Consider the following 16326-nt stretch of genomic DNA (forward strand, 5'->3'; position numbering starts at 1 on the left):
GATGGTCGGCACCACGATCGAGCACCGCCGGCCCGGCCCGGCGCCCCGCGACAGCCAGCGCCGATCCGGCCCGGCCGGCCGCGACGGCCAGCGCCACCAGCCGACCCGGGTGCTCCGGGAAAGCAGCCGTCACCGGCAGAACGGGGTCGAGGAAGCGAACCTGACGACCTGATGACCGACGCCGACGAGCGGCTCTCGCCGACACCCGGTTACCTGGCGCTGTTCCGCCACCCGGTGGCTTCCCGTCTGGTCACCGCCCGGGGCATCTCCGAGCTGGGCGACTTCGTGGGGCTGGCCGCGCTGCTGCTGCTCGCGTACGACCAGACGCAGTCGGTCCTCGGGCCCGCCGCCGTGTACGCCGCCCGAGCCCTGCCCGCCCTGCTGGTCGCCACGGTGTTCAGCGGCTGGCTGGACGTGCCGGCCCGCCGTACCCTGCTGGTCTGGCTCTCGCTGGCCGGCGCGGTGCTGATCGCGGTGCCGCTCGTGTCGCCCCGGCCGGTGCCGGCGATCATCGCGGCGGGTCTGCTCGGCGCGGTCCGGGCCGCCTACTCCAGCGTCAACGTGGCGGTCGCCGCCGAGTCGGTGGACGCCCCGCTGCGGCTGCCGCTGTTCGGCCTGTCCGCCTTCGCCAACCAGGTCGGCCAGGTGGTGGGGCTGCTGGCCGGGGCCAGCATCACCGTGGCCCTCGGCCCCCGGGTGGCGCTCCTGATCGACCTGGTCTCGTTCCTGCTCGCGGCGGTGGTGCTGGCCGGGCTGCCGACCGGGCAGCAGCGGCGGCGCGGGCCACGCCCACCGGCCACCGCCGGCATCCGGACCATCGCCGGGCACCCGGTGCTGCGCGGCGTCGCCCTGCTCACCCTCGCCACGGTCGTCTCCGGCGCGCTGCCCGAGACCCTCACCCCGGACCTCGCCGACGGGGCCTGGCGGCCCGTGGTGCTGGCCTCGTCGGCGTTGGGCGGCGCGGTCTTCGTGCTGGTGCTGGGGCGGGGCACCTGGCTGGGCCGGCTGACCGGGCAGGTCACCGTGGCCGCCGCCCTGGCCGGGGCGCTGCTGCTGGCCGCCCTGCTGGTCGCCACGCACGCCCCGGTGTGGGCGCTGGCCTGCGCCAACGCGTTGATCGGCGCGGGTGGCGGGTGGCTGATCGGCGCGCAGGCCACCTTTGCCCGGCTGGCACCGGTGGAACGGATGGGGCAGGTGGAGGCGACCATCGTGGCCGCCAACATCGTCGTCGCCGGCTGCGGGATCTTCCTGCTCGGGTCGGCCGCCGCGTTGTTCGGGCCGGCCGTGGCGTACCTGCTGGCCGGGGTGCTGCTGCTGGTCGTGGTGCTGCTGACCCGCCCCGACCGGCTGCCGGCCGACGCCGGCCCGCAACCGACCGTTTCCCCGCACTGACGCCCTCCGGCGGCCCTGCTCCCGGCGGGAGGCAACGCACCGGCCCGCTGACGGGACCACCGCGCCCGTGGTCCCGGCGGAGGTACCGCGCAGACGCCCGCGCCCGCGTCCGGGACGTGGACGCGGGCGCGGGGTCGGTGCGGGTCAGCGCTGGAACTGCACGGGGCCGGAGTTGCGGGCCATCTGCTCCAGCCGGGCCACCCGCTCCTCCATCCGGGGGTGGGTGGAGAAGAGCGCGGCGATGCCGCCGCCCCGCTTGAACGGGTTGTCGATCATCAGGTGGGCGGTGCTGGTGAGCTGCCCCTGGGCGGGCAGCGGCCGGGCCTGAGTCCCCAGGTGGATCTTGCGGAGGGCGCTGGCCAGGGCCAACGGGTCCCGGGTGAGCTGCGCACCCGACGCGTCCGCCTGGAACTCCCGGCTCCGGCTGATCGCCAACTGGATCACGGTGGCCGCGATCGGGCCGAGAATGATGGTGAGCAGCAGCACCGCCGGGTTCGGGCCGTCCTCGTCGTTGCTCCCACCCAGCGGGATGAAGAACGCCAGGTTCGCCAGCATGGTGATGATGCCGGCCAGCCCGGCCGCCACGCTGGAGATCAGGATGTCCCGGTTGTAGACGTGGGACAGCTCGTGGCCGATCACCCCGCGCAGCTCGCGGTAGTCGAGGATCTCGGTGATCCCGTGGGTGACGCAGACCGCCGCGTTGGCCGGGTTACGACCGGTCGCGAACGCGTTGGGCTGCGAGGTGGGGCTCACGTACAGCCGGGGCATCGGCTGCCCGGCCTCGGTGGCCAGCTCCCGGACCATCCGGTACAACTCGGGGAACTGGGCCTCGGTGACCGGTTGCGCCTTCATCGAGCGCAATGCCAGCTTGTCGGAGAAGAAGTAGGTCACGCCGTTCATCAGCAACGAGACGACGACGGCGACGACGAGGCCACCGCTCCCACCGAACCAGTAGCCGACCGCGAGGATCAGCGAGGTCAGCAGGCCCAGCAGCGCTGCGGTCTTCAGACGGTTGTGATGCACGATCGCTCCTTCGGTGCGCGGGTCGCGCGGGACCCGCTGACCGGTACAACGTCACCGGTACCCGTCAACCATCCAGCTCATGACTGGCAGTTGACTGACAGAGGCTGGGAACCCGCTGAACGGACCGGACACCGGGGACGACCCGGGACACCAGCTCAAGGGGTATCCCGAGGCGCCCGGGTCAGGAGCTTCGGCGGCTGCTCAGCGGGACGCGAGGTCCAGCACCCACTGCGGGGCGAAGCCGATCACCACGGCCAGCGCGGTCGCCCCGGTCAGCGCCACGGTGACCGGCCAGGCCACCCGACCGGACCCCACCCCGGGTGCGACGGCCGGCCCGGCGGGGGCGTGACGGCCGATTCCCCGGAAGGCGTCAGGGCGGTCGACTCCCCGGGGTGCGTCGGGGCGGCCGGCAGTGGGGTCGGGTCGGCGTAGAGAGTCGCGGCGATCCGCAGGTAGTAGGCCAGGCCGATGACCGCGTTCAGCGCCACCACCAGGGCCAGCCAACCGGCCCCGCCGTCCAGCAACGCCCGGACCACGGTCACCTTGGCGAACAGCCCCGCCAGCCCGGGAGGCAGGCCGGCCAACCCGACCAGGGCCAGCGCAAAGGCCGCCCCCGCCCAGGGCCGCCGCCGGGCCACCCCACGCAGGTCCGCCAGCGTGCCGCCGTCCGCACCCGCTGGCCGCAACGCCACCAGCGCCGCGAACGCCGCCAGCTCCACCACCACGAAGAAGACCGCGTACGCCACCACGGCGGCGTACGCCCCGGCCCGGACGTCGTCGACCCGGCCGGCGGCCAGCGCCAACACCCCCAGCGGGGCCAGGATGTAACCGGCCTGGGCCACCGACGACCAGGCGAGCAGCCGGACGGCACGCCGCTGGCGCAGCGCCACCAGGTTGCCCACGGTCATGGTGAACACCGCCAGCAGGGCCAGCACCGGGCCGGTCACCTCGGCCGGCAGCGCCCGCTGCACCACCGCCAGCAGGGCCACCACCCCACCCAGCTTCGACGCGGTGGACAGGTAGGCGGCCACCGGCAGCGGCGCTCCGTCGTAGGTGGCCGGGGCCCAGGCGTGGAACGGCACCGCGGCGACCTTGAAGGCCAGCCCGAGCACCAGCAACGCCACCGCCGCCGGAATCAACGGCAGGTCGGGCGCGTCGGCCAGCAACCCGCCGAGCCGGCCCAGGTGCAGGCCGCCGGTCGCCGCATAGAGCAGGGCCGCGCCGAGCAGGGTGACCGTCGTGGCCACCACGCTCACCACGAAGAAGGTGACCGCCGCCTCCGCGCTGGCCAGGCTGCCCCGACGCAGGCCGACCAGCACGTACAACGGCAGGGTCAGGGTCTCCAGGGCGACGATCAGGGTGATCAGGTCACCGGCCGCGCCGAGCACCACGCCACCGGTCATCGAGCAGGCCAGCAGGAAGCAGTACTCCCCGACCGGCGTCGGGCCGCCGCGCAGCAGCGGCCCGGACAGCCCGAGCACCCCCAGGGTGAGCAGGGCGAACACCCCGGCGACCAGGGCCGCCCGGCCGTCGAACACCCACGAGCAGTCGGCACCAGCACAGAAGGTCCGCCGGGTGCCGGCCGCGCCCACCACCACCGCACCGACCCCGGTGGCGACGACGCCCGCGCAGGCCACGGCCACCGTCGCGCCGGCCCGGCCGACCAGCAGATCCGCCAGCAGCACGAGTACGGCGGTGCCGGCCGCCAGGTACGCCGGCAGCAACGCCACGTTGTCGACGCTCTGCACGAGACTCACCGGTGCTCACCTCCGTTCGCGACTGCGGGGCTCCGCTGCGCTGCACTCCTCGCGCTCACCGCACCCGCCCTTCGCTCGCGACTGCGGGGCTCCGCTGCGCTGCACTCCTCGCGCTCACCGGAGCACCGCCACCAGGGCGTCCACCGGGCCGCTCGCATAGCCGAGCACCAGGGTGGGTGCCAGGCCGACGGCGAGGGCGAGCAGGACCAGCGGAACCCAGGCGGTCAGCTCCACCCCGGCCAGGGCGGGGGTGAACCGGCCCACCACCGGGCTCGGCCGACCGTGGGTGACCCGACGCAGCAACCGCAGGAAGTACGCGGCGGTGAGCGCCCCGCCGACCGCCGCCAGCACCGCCAGCGTGGTCCACAGCGGTCCGCCCCGCTCGACGGCCGCGACCACCGCGAACGCCTCACCCCAGAAACCCGCCAACCCGGGCAGGCCGAGCGAGGCGACCGCCGCGAAGCCGAGCAGACCGGCCAGCCGGGGTGCGGTCTCCCGCAGCCCGGACAACTCGGCGAGCGCCCCGGTGTGGGACCGGTCCTTGACCGCCCCGGCGAGGAAGAACAGCAGCCCGGTGATCACCCCGTGGGCCACGTTGCCGATCAGCGCCGCCTGGATGCCGGTGGCGGTCAGCGTCGCCACCCCCAGCAGCACGAACCCCATGTGCCCCACGCTGGAATAGGCGATCAGCCGCTTCAGGTCCTCCTGGGCCAGACAGACCAGGGAGCCGACGAGGATCGCCGCGACGGCCAACACCCCGAGGATCGGCGCGGCCCAGCGGGCACCCTCCGGGGCCACCCCGACGGCAACCCGGATCAGGCCGTACGTGCCCATCTTGAGCAGCACCCCGGCGAGGATGACGCTACCGACGGTGGGTGCCTGGGTGTGCGCGTCGGGCAGCCAGGAGTGCAGCGGCCAGAGTGGGGCCTTCACCGCGAACGCCAACCCGAGTAGGGCGAACGCGGTCAACTGGGTGCCCCGGGACAGCCCCACCCCGCCGGTCAGCGCGACGATGTCGGCGGTCCCGGCGGCGGCCACCACGACGAACACGCCGACCAGCAGCAGCACCGAGCCGAAGAGCGTGTAGAGGGCGAACTTGCGGGCCGCCGCCCGGGCCGCGTCCCGTGCTGGCAGATCATCGCCGGTGCCGCCCCAGCCGGCGATGATCGCGTACATCGGCAGCAGGACGACCTCGAAGAAAACGAAGAACAGCACCAGGTCGAGGGCGAGGAAGGTGCCCAGGATGCCCACCTCGACCACCAGCAGCAACGCCACCAGCGCCCGGCCGCTCCCCCGACCCTCGGGCACCCGGCGCACGGTGTAGCCGCAGCAGAGCAGGGTGAGCAGGGCGGTGAGCACCACCAGCGGCCAGGAGATGCCGTCGACCCCGAGGTGGAAACGCAGGTCGAGACCGGGCACCCAGGGCAGGTCGACCTCGTGCCAGGGCTGCACGGCGGGGGCCGGGCCGTAGCCGAACCAGCCGTGGTCGCCGAGCACCAGCAGCACCGCCCCGACCAGGGCCAGGCCGGCGACCGCCGTACCCAGCAGCCGGGCCGCCCGCTCCCCGGGGAGCACGGCCACCAGCGCCGCCCCCACCGCCGGCAGCACCAGCAGCGCAACCAACAGCACCTGTCCCAGGCTCACCGCCGACTCCTCGCACTCGCGACTGCGGGGCTCCGCTGCACTGCACTCCTCGCGCTCATGAGGAGACTCCGATCAGGGCGGCGGCCAGGCCGATCAGCAGGGCGCCGGCCAGCACCGCCGCCGTCGCGCGGGGCAGGGCCGCCCGGTGCAGCGCGGCCAGCCCGGCACCGAGCGTGGAGGTGCCCCGGCCGACCCCCTCCACCAGGCCGTCCACTCCGACCTCGTCACCGGTACGCGTCACCCGGGCGAGCGTCGTCGTGGGGCGTACCACGAGGGTGTGTTGCAGGTCGTCGAGGCGGAAGGCGCGGGCGAACACCGGCCGCAGCGGACCCAGCGCGCGGGCCGGATCGGCGGCCGGGTCCCGCCGCCAGCCGGCCCAGGCCAGCCCCGCCCCGACCACCAGCAACGCGAGCGGCAGCAGCACCGCCGGGGCGAGGTGGACCAGCTCCACGTCGGCGTCGGTGCCCCGCAACCGGTCGGTGAACGGCGGCCAGAACGCCGCCAGCCCGAGCAGCGCCGCCGGTACGGCCAGCAGCAGCACCGGCCAACGCATCAGCGCCGGCGGGTCGTGCGGGTGCAGCAGCGGTAGCCGGGCCTCGCCGAAGAAGGCGCGCAGCAGCAGCCGGGTCGCGTACGCGGCGGTGAGCAGCACCCCGAGCAGCCCGGCCAGCCAGACCAGCCAACCGACCCAGGCCGGGGCGGGACCGGTGCCGTCGAGCGCGGCGGCCTCGGCGGCGGCGAGGACGCCGTCCTTGCTCCAGAAACCGGACAGCGGTGGCACCCCGGCCAGCGCGCCGAGGCCGATCAAGGTGCACCAGAAGGTGACCGGCATGCTGCGCCGCAGCCCACCCATCCGGGACAGCAGGGTGGTGCCGACGGCGTGGATCACCGCACCGGCGGCGAGGAACAGCAGCGCCTTGAACGCGGCGTGGGTGAGCAGGTGGAACAGCGCGGCGGCCGGGGCACCGACGGCGAGCGCGCCGGTCATGTAGCCGAGCTGGGAGACCGTCGACCAGGCGAGCACCCGTTTCAGGTCGTCCTGGGCGGTGGCCGCGAGCGCGCCGAGCAGCAGGGTGACCGAGGCCAGCACCCCGAGCACCGCCAACGTCACCGGGGCCCGGGTGAACAGCGGGTAGAGCCGGGTCACCGCGTACACCCCGGCGGCGACCATGGTCGCGGCGTGGATCAGCGCGGAGATCGGCGTCGGGCCGGCCATCGCGTCCGGCAGCCAGGTGTGCAGCGGGAACTGGGCGCTCTTGCCGGCCACCCCGGCGAGCAGCAGCAGGCAGGCGGCGGTCAACGTGCCGGTGGAGTGGTCGTGGGCGAGCACGTCGGCGATCCGGAAACTGCCCGCCGAGACGCCGAGCAGGGCGATGCCGAGCAGGAACCCGACGTCACCCACCCGGGTGACCAGGAACGCCTTCATCGCGGCGGCGGGCGCCTCGGGCAGCCGACGGTCGTGGGCGATCAGCAGATAGGAGCAGAGGCCCATCACCTCCCAGCCGACCAGCAGCAGGATCAGGTCCCCACTGACCACCACCAGCAGCATCGCGGCGGTGAACAGGCTGATCTGCGCCGCGTAGGGCGGATAGCGGTGGTCCACCTCGACGTCGTCGTGCGGGCCGCGCCGCAGGTAGGCCACCGAATAGACCTGCACCGCCAACGCCACCGCCGTCACCGCGACCGCGACCAGCGCGGCGACGCCGTCCAGCCGCACCCCGAGGGTGACCCGCAGCCCGCCGAGGTCGATCCAGCTGGTGCTGGTCTCCACCGGGTCGCCGACCCGCACCAGCAGCAGCACCGCGACCAGCAACGCACCGGCCGCACCGGCCACCCCGAGGCCGATCGCCGCCCGCCGGGCCGCGCTCTCCCCGGTGGTCGCCCTCTGCGGTGCCGGCGGCAGCAGCAACCCGAGCAACCCGGCAACCAGGGGTACGACCGGCAGCGCCGCCCCGAGCACCCCGGTCACCGCCCGGCCTCCGCCCGTGCGCCGGCCGACCCGGCCCGGTCGACGGCCGGTTCGGTCAGCGGCACGTCGTCGACGGTGACGCTGGCCCGCAGCCGGTAGAGCTGGAGCACGATGGCCAGCCCGACGCCGATCTCGGCGGCGGTCAACACGATCACGAACAGCGCGAAGACCTGCCCGGAGTGCGGCAGCACCGCCCGCACTGTGGTGTCGGCGGTGACCAGGATCAGGTTGACCGCGTTGAGCATCAACTCCACCGCCATCAGCACCAGCACCGCGTTGCGTCGCCGCAGCACGCCAAAGACGCCCAGGCCGAACAGCAGCGCGGCCGTGACGTACGGGATGACCGGCCTCACCGGATCACCTTTGTTCGCGACTGCGGGGCTCGCAAGACCGGCTCACTCCTCGCGCTCACCGGATGGCCTCAGCTTGCGACGACGACGCGGCGGCGTCGGGGCGGCGGCCGATGTCCGGGCGGGACAGGATGATCGCGCCGACCAGGGCGGCCAGCAGCAGCACCGACAGCACCTCGAACGGCAGCACCCAGGAACGGAACACCTGCTCGCCGATGCCCTCGGCGGTGCCCGCCGCCGGCAGCTCCACCGTCGACCAACGGAACGCGTCGACCAGCAGCGCCGTCAGGCCCAGCCCGGTGCCCGCCCCGATCAGCGCGGCCGGCCAGCCCGGCCGGTCCAGGTCGTCGGAGGCCCCGATCGGCGCCCGGGTCAACATCACCGCGAACAGCAGCAGCACCACGACCGCGCCCACGTAGATCAGCACCTGCACCCAGGCGACCAGTTCGGCGGTGAGCACCAGATAGTCGCCGGCCAGCGCGCCCAGGCAGAGCACCAGATAGAGGCCGGCCCGGACCAGGTGCTTCGTGGCGACCACCAGCACACCCGACCCGACCGCCACCGCGCCGAGGGCGAGCAGCAGCACGTCCGCACCGGTCACCGGGGGGCACCTCCGTCGGCGGGGCCGGGCTCGGGGCGTACCACGGTGGGGCGGGCGGCGGAGCTGGTCGGGGCGGCGGCCTTGCGCGCGGCGGTGGTCTCCTCCTTGGCCGGCTCGCCGTGCGGGTCGTGCGCGGGCGGCGGCGGCACCGTGGCCATCCACTGGCCGAGGTGGTCCTTGTCGTGCAGCAGGTCCTTGATGTCGTACTCGGCGTACTCGAACTCCGGCGACCAGTAGAGGGCGTCGAACGGGCAGACCTCGATGCAGATGCCGCAGTACATGCAGAGTGAGAAATCGATGTCGAACTTGTCGAGGACGTTGCGCTGGCGGGGCCGGGCCGCACCGGCCACCGCCACCTCCTCCTTGTGCGAGTCGATGTAGATGCACCAGTCGGGGCACTCCCGGGCGCAGAGCATGCAGACCGTGCAGTTCTCGGTCAGCAGCGCGATCACGCCCCGGGAGCGGGGCGGCAACTCGGGGGCGACGTCCGGGTACTGCTGGGTGGTCGACCGGCGGGTCATCGTCTTCAACGTGACCGCCAGCCCCTTCACCAGCCCCTCGCCGGGGACCCCGCCGCGCTCGCTCACGGCGTCGCCCCGCTGCGCTCACCCACACCGTGAGATGCCGCCGCACTGAGCCGGCTGGCTCGCCCGCTGCGCTCGCTCATGGGGTCATCCTGCCCTGTGGCCACGGCGCGCGCGACCACCACCCGGGGTTTGCCGGCGCTACCGTGACGGGCGGGGAGAACGACGCACCGGGAAGGACCGACCGATGACTGCTGCGTTGCAGAGCGACCATCCGCCCGAGGGCGGTTGGACGACCGACGATCTGGACGCACTGCCCGAGGACGGCCGCCGCCGCGAACTTCTCGATGGAGTGCTGATCGTGCCCGCCTCCCCCACCCGTGTCCACCAGACCATCGCGATGCGACTCGGCGTCGCGCTCGAAGAGGACTGCCCCGACGACTACGACGTGACCCAGGCGGTTGAGGTACGCATCAACCGGACCCGCTCCTTCATCCCCGACGTGCTGGTGACCACGTCCACCGCCGCAGCCCGCGAACCGTCCCGCTACGAGGCGCACGAGGTGGTGCTGGCCGTCGAGATCGTCTCCCCCAGCACCCGGTCCATCGACCGGGTGCTCAAGCCGACCCTCTACGCGCAGGCCGGCATCCCGTTCTACTGGCGGATCGAGGTGGAGGACGACGGCCTGGTCGTGCACACCTACAAGATCGACGCGGTGAACGAGGTCTACCTGGAGACCGGGCGGTGGACGAAGTTCGTCGACACCGGTGAGCCGTTCCCGGTGAACCTGTCGATCGACCGGATCACGCCCCGGCGTCGGTGAGCGGCGGCAGCATCTCCACGCCCAACTGTTGCAACAGTTGGAACAGTTCGTTGACGCTCCACACGTCGACGATCCGGCCGGCGGCGTCGAACCGCAGGAACGTCGCCCCGGAATAGCTGACCACCTGCCCGGTCGGCGGCACCGGGCCGAACTGTCCCGCCTGGGTGCCGGCGGCCCGCCAGCGCAGCGCCACCCGGTCCCCGGTCGCCACCACGTCCACCAGCTTGTAGCGCAGGTCGGGGAAGGCGGCCCGGCGGTCCCGGTGCCAGGCCAGCACCGCCGCCGGGCCGGTGCCACCCAGCCCCGGGCACTCCTGCGCCACCAGCTCGTGCGCCGACTCCTCGTGGCCGGCGTTCCACACGTCGGACACGAACCGTCGGGCCACCGCCGCCACGTCGATCATGCGGGCAGCCTAGGCGGACCGGCCCGGACACCGTTGTGCTGCCCCGGGGCGGAAGAACCGCCATGATGGGAGCCGAAGCGGACGAAGGGCGACACCATGGCGGAGAGCAACGGCACGACGGCGACCCAGAGCGGCGGCAAGTACGTCGAGCCGGGCGGCGAGTTCACCCGGGACCAGCGTTACATCGCCACCCGGATCACCGTCGACGGGCGGGACGGCTACCCGGTCGAGCCGGGACGCTACCGGCTGGTGGTCAGCCGGGCCTGCCCGTGGGCCAACCGCATGATCATCGTACGGCGGCTGCTCGGGCTGGAGGAGGCGCTGCCCATGGCGGTGGCCGGGCCCACCCACGACGCCCGGAGCTGGACGTTCGACCTGGACCCGGGCGGGCGGGACCCGGTCCTCGGCATCGAACGGCTGGCGGATGCGTTCTTCGCCCGGTACCCCGGGTACGAGCGCGGGATCACCGTGCCGGCGATCGTCGACGTGCCGACCGGGCAGGTGGTCACCAACGACTACGCGCAGATGACCCTGGACCTGTCCACCGAGTGGACGGCACACCACCGCGAGGGCGCCCCGCAGCTCTACCCGGAGCACCTACGGGCCGAGATCGACGAGGTCAACAAGGTCGTCTTCGCCGACGTCAACAACGGGGTGTACCGGTGCGGTTTCGCCGGCTCGCAGGAGGCGTACGACAAGGCGTACCGACGGTTGTTCGACCGGCTGGACTGGCTCAGCGACCGGCTCGCCGACCAGCGCTACCTGGTCGGGGACACCATCACCGAGGCCGACGTGCGGCTGTTCACCACGCTGGTCCGCTTCGACCCGGTCTATCACGGCCACTTCAAGTGCAACCGGCAGAAGCTCAGCGAGATGCCGGTGCTGTGGGCGTACGCCCGGGACCTGTTCACCACCCCCGGCTTCGGCGACACCATCGACTTCGACCACATCAAGCGGCACTACTACGAGGTGCACCGCGACATCAACCCGACCGGGGTGGTGCCGCTGGGCCCGGACCTGGTCAACTGGCTCAGCCCGCACGGGCGGGAGGCGCTCGGCGGCCGGCCGTTCGGCAACGGCACTCCCCGCCGCCCCCGCTGCCGGCCGAGCAGGTGCCGCCGGAGCACACCCCGATCGGCTGAGTCGCCACCGACCACGCGCCCCTGCCCGGCCTGCCGGGCAGGGGCGCGCTGCACGTCACCCGGGCACCGCACCCCCGCACCGCGCCACCGTGCCGCGCCACCGCACCGTGCCACCGCGCGCCCCGGGCACCGTGGTGGCGCGCGCCAAGGGCACCGTGCTGACGTGCCCGGAGGTGCCGAAGCCACCGTCGATTACGGACACTGAGAGCTGTCACACATTCACCTTCAGTGTCCAAGAGTTAACACGATGGTCAATATGACCTGTTCGACTAGGGGTGTCCGTCGCCGCAACTTCCGTCGACGGCGGGCTGCCAGTCCACTACGGACTCCCCTCTTGAGGAGGATCAAGCCTTGCGCAAGCTGGGTAGCAGGACCGCACGTCTGGGCGTACTCGCCGGTGTTCTCGCCGGTGCGCTCGCCACCACCACCAACGCCGCCGTCGCGGCCCCGGCCACCCCCGGCCCGGGGCGGACCGCACCCGCGCCGCTGCTGGCCGGCAGCGCGGAAGCCGCGCCGGACCGGTACATCGTCGTCCTCTCCGACAAGCCGGTCAGCAGCGAGCGCACCGCCCGCCTCGCCCGCACCACCCAGTCGGCCGCCGTCGCCGAGCGGGCCGGCGGCACCGTGCTCAACCGCTACACCCAGGTCCTCGACGGGTACGCGGCCGTGCTGCCGCCGGCCGCCCTCGCCGCCGTCCGCAACGACCCGGCCGTGCAGTACGTCGAGCGGGACACCCGCATCCAGGGCGGGCTGACCAGCACCACCCCGGACCGGACCGGCCCGACGACGGCCCGGACCGGGCGGGCCCAGGCCGGCGGCGTGTCCGTCCAGGCGGTGCAGAGCAACCCGCCGTCGTGGGGGCTGGACCGCATCGACCAGCGCAACCTGCCGCTGAGCAACAGCTTCGGCTACACCTCGACCGGTTCCGGGGTGACCGCCTACATCGTCGACTCCGGCATCCGGGCCACCCACGTCGACTTCGGCACCCGGGCCGCCGGGGTCTACGACGCGGTCGGCGACGGCAACGGCACCAACGACTGCCACGGCCACGGCACGCACGTCGCCGGCACCATCGGCGGCACCACCTACGGGGTCGCCAAGTCGGTGACCCTGCGCGCGGTCCGGGTCCTCCAGTGCGACAACTCCGGGTGGAGCACCGACCTGATCGAGGGCGTCGACTGGCTGGCCACCAACCACGCGGCCGTCTCGGTGGCGAACTTCAGCCTCCAGGGCTACGGCACGTCGGCGAACACCTCGATCGAGAACCTGATCGACCACGGTGTGTACCCGGTCTTCATCGCCAACAACTTCAACACCGACGCCTGCACCAACGGCCCCCGGTCCAGCCGGGGCATCACCGTCGCGGCGACCGACATCAGCGACAACCGGGCCTCGTTCTCCAGCTACGGGACCTGCGTCACCATCTTCGCCCCGGGGGTGGACATCACCTCCGCCGGCATCGCCTCGAACACCGCAGTGGCCAGCGGCTGGTCCGGCACCTCGATGGCGGCCCCGCACGTCACCGGTTGGCTGGCCCGCTACCGGCAGACCAACCCGTCGGCGACCCTCGCCACCGCCAAGAGCGCGCTGATCACCGCCGCCACCACCGGCAAGGTGGTCAACCCGGGGGTCGGCTCCCCGAACCGTCTGCTCTACGCCGCGCCGTGAGCGTGCCGGAGGGGCCCCGGGGAGTGTCCCGGGGCCCCTCCGGGCCGGCGCTCAGTTCAGCGTGAGGCGTACGGCGGTGGTGAGGACCAGCTGGGCCAGCGCCGCCGGCACCAGGACCAGCCAGCACAGCCGCTGGAGCTGGTCCTCCCGCAGCCGGGGGAACGACACCCGCAGCCAGATGATCACGAACGAGACGGCGAAGACCTTCAGCAGGGTCCACAGCCACCCGAGCTGGGCGTCGGCGAACGGGCCCTGCCAACCACCGAGGAACAGCACGGTGGTCAGCGCGGCGATCACCACGATCCCGACGTACTCGGCGAGCAGGAAGAACGCGAACCGCAGCCCGGTGTACTCGGTCATGTAGCCGAACACCAGCTCGGAGTCGGCAACCGGCATGTCGAACGGGGGGCGCCGGATCTCGGCCAGCCCGGCCACGAAGAACACGATCATCGCGGGGGCCTGCCAGAGCAGCCACCACGGCTGCCACGCCTCGACGATCCCGCCGAGGCTCAGCGTCCCCGCCGCCATCGCCACCGAGGCGGCGGCCAGCACCAGCGGCAGCTCGTAGCCGAGCAGCTGGGCCGCCCCGCGCAGCCCGCCGAGCAGGCTGTACTTGTTGGCCGACGCCCACGCCGACATCAGCACCGCCACCACGCCGACGCCGACCACCGCCAGGACGAAGAACAGGCCGATGTCCAGCGGCTGCCCGACCAGGTCGTCCGGGCCGAGCGGGATCACCAGCAACACCAGCAGGTAGGGCACCAGGGCCACCACCGGCGCGAGCCGGAACACCGCCCGGTCCGCCTCGCGCGGGGTGATGTCCTCCTTCTGGACGAACTTGATCCCGTCGGCGACGAGCTGCGCCCAGCCGTGGAAGCCACCGGCGTACATCGGACCGAGCCGGCCCTGCATGTGCGCCATCACCTTGTGCTCGGCCTGACCGACGATCAGCGGCAGGGTGAGGAAGGCGACGAGCACCCCGCCGATCCGGATCACCAGCTCCAACCAGGTCGGCATCAGGCCGTACCCCCCTGGTCGCCACCCTGGTCACCGCGCGCCGGGCCGTCGCCGGCCGCGCCGGAGCGGGGGTACGCGGCGGACGGGCCCCCGCGGCGGGCCGGGCCGGCCGCTCCCGGGGCGCGCGGGCCGGAGCGCCCTCACCCACCGTCACCGGGCCGGCCGGGGCCGGCACCGCGCCCCACTCCCCCGGGGCGGGCACCCCGGGCGGGCGGACCGCCCGACGACCACCACCGGCCTCGGATTCGCCCGGTTCCTTCGCCCCCGGCCACGGTTTGGCCACCCGGGAGGCGAGCACGAACTCCTTGCGCAGCGGATGCCCCTCGAACTCGGGCGGCAGCAGCAGCGGGGCCAGATCCCGGTGGCCGGTGAAGTCGACACCGAACATCTCGTGGGTCTCCCGCTCGTGCCAGGCCGCGCCCGGGAACACGTCGACCACCGACGCCACCGTCGGCGACTGTCTCGGCACCCGGGTCCGCAGCAGCACGCCGTGCCGGTGCCGGGTCGACCACAGGTGGACCACCACGTCGAAGCCGGCGGCCAACTCGTCGACGGCGGAGAGCCAGTCGAAGAAGTCGCAGGCCAGCTCGACGTCGTCGCGCACCGCGCGGAGCGTGTCCGCCCAGGCCACCGGGGGTACGTCGACGGTGGCCCGGGCGTGGGCCTGCCCGCCGGACACCGACGCGGTCGCCTCGACCGGCGTGAGCAGCGCGACCACCCGCCGACCGACCTCTTCCGGAGTCATGCGGTTGATCCTATGGCCGCCGCCCCGACGCCGGGCCCGCCCGCCCGGTCGTACGCGCCCGGCGGACACCTGGATGAGGTGAACGGACGACCCAGCGCCCCGTCGTACGACGGTTCCGGCGGGCGTCGTCCGGCGGGCCCGGCGGGCCTCGTCCGGCGGGGCGGGGCGGGCATCTGGCACTTTGGCCGGCGGGGCGGGGCAGGGCGGGGAAAGATGGGGCCGTGCGCGCTGTGACGGTGACTCCCGGGGTCCGCGACTCGCTGCGGCTGGTGCAGGACTGGCCGGAGCCGCCGGCCGAGGAGGGGGCCATCCTGGTCGAGGCGGTCGCCGTCGGCATCTGCGGCACCGACCAGGAGATCATCGCCGGGGACTACGGGGAGGCCCCGCCCGGCCAGCGGGAACTGGTGCTCGGCCACGAGTCCCTCGGCCGCGTGCTGGAGGACCCGTCCGGCACTCTGCAACCCGGCGACCTGGTGGCCGGCATCGTCCGCCACCCCGACCCGGTGCCCTGCCCGAACTGCGCCGTCGACGAGTGGGACATGTGCCGCAACGGGCGGTACACCGAGCACGGGATCAAGGGGCTGACCGGCTTCGCCCGGGACCGGTGGCGGGTTCAGCCGAAGTTCGCCGTCGGGTTGGACCCCGTCCTCGCCCCGGTCGGCATGCTGCTGGAGCCGGCGAGCGTGGTGGCGAAGGCGTGGGACCACATCGCGCAGATCGGCACCCGGGCGGAGTGGAAGCCGCAGACCGTGCTGGTCACCGGGGCCGGGCCGATCGGGCTGCTGGCGGCCCTGCTGGCCGTCCAGCGTGGCCTGTCGGTGCACGTGCTGGACCGCAACACCACCGGTCCCAAGCCGGACCTGGTCCGGGCGCTCGGGGCGACGTACCACACGGTGCCGGTCGACGAGCTGGACTTCGAGCCGGACGTGGTGGTCGAGTGCACCGGCGCGCCGACGGTGGTGCTGGAGGCCATGTGCAAGGTCGGCCCCGCCGGGATCGTCTGTCTGACCGGGGTGTCCAGCGGGGGGCGGACCATCGACTTCGACGCCGGGGCGCTCAACCGGGCGTTGGTGCTGGAGAACAACGTGGTGTTCGGCTCGGTCAACGCCAACCGGCGACACTGGGACCTGGCCGCCCGCGCGCTCGCCCGGGCCGACCAGTCGTGGCTGAACGCGCTGATCACCCGCCGGGTGCCGGTGTCGGCGTACGCACAGGCGTACGCCCACGCCGACGACGACATCAAGGTGGTGCTGGAGTTCGGGGCGTGA

General features: G+C 73.5%; 13 protein-coding genes and 3 pseudogenes. 6 read left to right on the forward strand and 10 right to left on the reverse strand.

The window, feature by feature from the left end:
- Position 1 precedes the first annotated feature (1 nt).
- A complete protein-coding gene (locus J7462_RS16250; RefSeq protein WP_219464783.1) occupies positions 2-172 on the forward strand; it encodes a hypothetical protein in 171 nt (56 codons plus the stop codon).
- A complete protein-coding gene (locus tag J7462_RS16255; protein WP_219464786.1) occupies positions 172-1392 on the forward strand; it encodes an MFS transporter in 1221 nt (406 codons plus the stop codon). Before J7462_RS16250 ends, J7462_RS16255 begins: the two co-directional genes overlap by 1 nt.
- A 144-nt stretch (positions 1393-1536) precedes the next feature.
- Here J7462_RS16255 and htpX read toward each other — a convergent pair whose 3' ends face one another.
- The 7 genes and pseudogenes from htpX to J7462_RS16290 all read right to left on the reverse strand — a co-directional run bounded on the left by htpX (position 1537) and on the right by J7462_RS16290 (position 9323).
- Positions 1537-2415 (reverse strand): zinc metalloprotease HtpX, encoded by an 879-nt coding sequence (htpX, locus tag J7462_RS16260; RefSeq protein WP_219464787.1) that lies wholly within the window; start codon positions 2413-2415, stop codon positions 1537-1539.
- Positions 2416-2616: 201 nt separating this feature from the next.
- A pseudogene (locus J7462_RS16265) lies at positions 2617-4172 on the reverse strand (NADH-quinone oxidoreductase subunit N).
- A gap of 114 nt (positions 4173-4286) precedes the next feature.
- Positions 4287-5816, reverse strand: a complete 1530-nt coding sequence (locus J7462_RS16270) for a NuoM family protein (RefSeq protein ID WP_219464789.1) — start codon at positions 5814-5816, stop codon at positions 4287-4289.
- A gap of 55 nt (positions 5817-5871) precedes the next feature.
- Positions 5872-7785 (reverse strand): NADH-quinone oxidoreductase subunit L, encoded by a 1914-nt coding sequence (locus tag J7462_RS16275; RefSeq protein WP_219464792.1) that lies wholly within the window; start codon positions 7783-7785, stop codon positions 5872-5874.
- Positions 7782-8138, reverse strand: coding sequence for an NADH-quinone oxidoreductase subunit NuoK (gene nuoK, locus J7462_RS16280; protein ID WP_219464793.1), 357 nt, complete (start codon positions 8136-8138; stop codon positions 7782-7784). Before nuoK ends, J7462_RS16275 begins: the two co-directional genes overlap by 4 nt.
- Positions 8139-8193: 55 nt before the next feature.
- Positions 8194-8736: an NADH-quinone oxidoreductase subunit J gene (locus J7462_RS16285; RefSeq protein WP_219464794.1), complete on the reverse strand. Its 543-nt coding sequence runs from the start codon at positions 8734-8736 to the stop codon at positions 8194-8196.
- A complete protein-coding gene (locus tag J7462_RS16290; RefSeq protein WP_208568249.1) occupies positions 8733-9323 on the reverse strand; it encodes an NADH-quinone oxidoreductase subunit I in 591 nt (196 codons plus the stop codon). The genes J7462_RS16285 and J7462_RS16290 overlap by 4 nt, the downstream gene beginning before the upstream one ends.
- A gap of 184 nt (positions 9324-9507) precedes the next feature.
- Here J7462_RS16290 and J7462_RS16295 point away from each other — a divergent pair, with 184 nt between their 5' ends.
- The gene (locus J7462_RS16295) at positions 9508-10083 is read left to right on the forward strand and encodes a Uma2 family endonuclease (protein ID WP_219464795.1); all 576 of its coding nucleotides are present in this window, start codon (positions 9508-9510) and stop codon (positions 10081-10083) included.
- Here the strand turns inward: J7462_RS16295 and J7462_RS16300 are convergent.
- A complete protein-coding gene (locus tag J7462_RS16300) occupies positions 10064-10486 on the reverse strand; it encodes an ester cyclase (protein WP_208568251.1) in 423 nt (140 codons plus the stop codon). The two genes, J7462_RS16295 and J7462_RS16300, sit on opposite strands and share 20 nt — an antisense overlap.
- Before the next feature lie 96 nt (positions 10487-10582).
- Between J7462_RS16300 and J7462_RS16305 the strand changes: the two are divergent.
- Both J7462_RS16305 and J7462_RS16310 read left to right on the forward strand, forming a co-directional pair.
- A pseudogene (locus J7462_RS16305) lies at positions 10583-11628 on the forward strand (glutathione S-transferase family protein).
- 351 nt (positions 11629-11979) lie between these two features.
- Positions 11980-13296 (forward strand): S8 family peptidase, encoded by a 1317-nt coding sequence (locus J7462_RS16310; protein WP_219464796.1) that lies wholly within the window; start codon positions 11980-11982, stop codon positions 13294-13296.
- A gap of 51 nt (positions 13297-13347) precedes the next feature.
- Here the strand turns inward: J7462_RS16310 and nuoH are convergent, their stop codons facing one another.
- Together nuoH and J7462_RS16320 are read right to left on the reverse strand one after the other, a co-directional pair.
- Positions 13348-14313: an NADH-quinone oxidoreductase subunit NuoH gene (gene nuoH / locus J7462_RS16315; RefSeq protein WP_208568254.1), complete on the reverse strand. Its 966-nt coding sequence runs from the start codon at positions 14311-14313 to the stop codon at positions 13348-13350.
- A gap of 154 nt (positions 14314-14467) precedes the next feature.
- Positions 14468-15058: pseudogene (locus J7462_RS16320) on the reverse strand (NADH-quinone oxidoreductase subunit C); the annotation flags it as partial.
- A 221-nt stretch (positions 15059-15279) separates the two neighbouring features.
- Here J7462_RS16320 and J7462_RS16325 point away from each other — a divergent pair.
- Positions 15280-16326, forward strand: coding sequence for a glucose 1-dehydrogenase (locus J7462_RS16325; protein ID WP_219464797.1), 1047 nt, complete (start codon positions 15280-15282; stop codon positions 16324-16326).

Origin of the sequence: Micromonospora sp. RL09-050-HVF-A (genome assembly GCF_019374995.1) — a bacterium.
Taxonomy (GTDB): domain Bacteria; phylum Actinomycetota; class Actinomycetes; order Mycobacteriales; family Micromonosporaceae; genus Micromonospora; species Micromonospora antibiotica.

Coding starts and splice junctions, on each gene's coding strand:
- J7462_RS16250 (WP_219464783.1), top strand. CDS start 2: ATGGTCGGCACCACGATCGAGCACCGCCGGCCCGGCCCGGCGCCCCGC.
- J7462_RS16255 (WP_219464786.1), top strand. CDS start 172: ATGACCGACGCCGACGAGCGGCTCTCGCCGACACCCGGTTACCTGGCG.
- J7462_RS16295 (WP_219464795.1), top strand. CDS start 9,508: ATGACTGCTGCGTTGCAGAGCGACCATCCGCCCGAGGGCGGTTGGACG.
- J7462_RS16300 (WP_208568251.1), bottom strand. CDS start 10,486: ATGATCGACGTGGCGGCGGTGGCCCGACGGTTCGTGTCCGACGTGTGG.
- nuoH (WP_208568254.1), bottom strand. CDS start 14,313: ATGCCGACCTGGTTGGAGCTGGTGATCCGGATCGGCGGGGTGCTCGTC.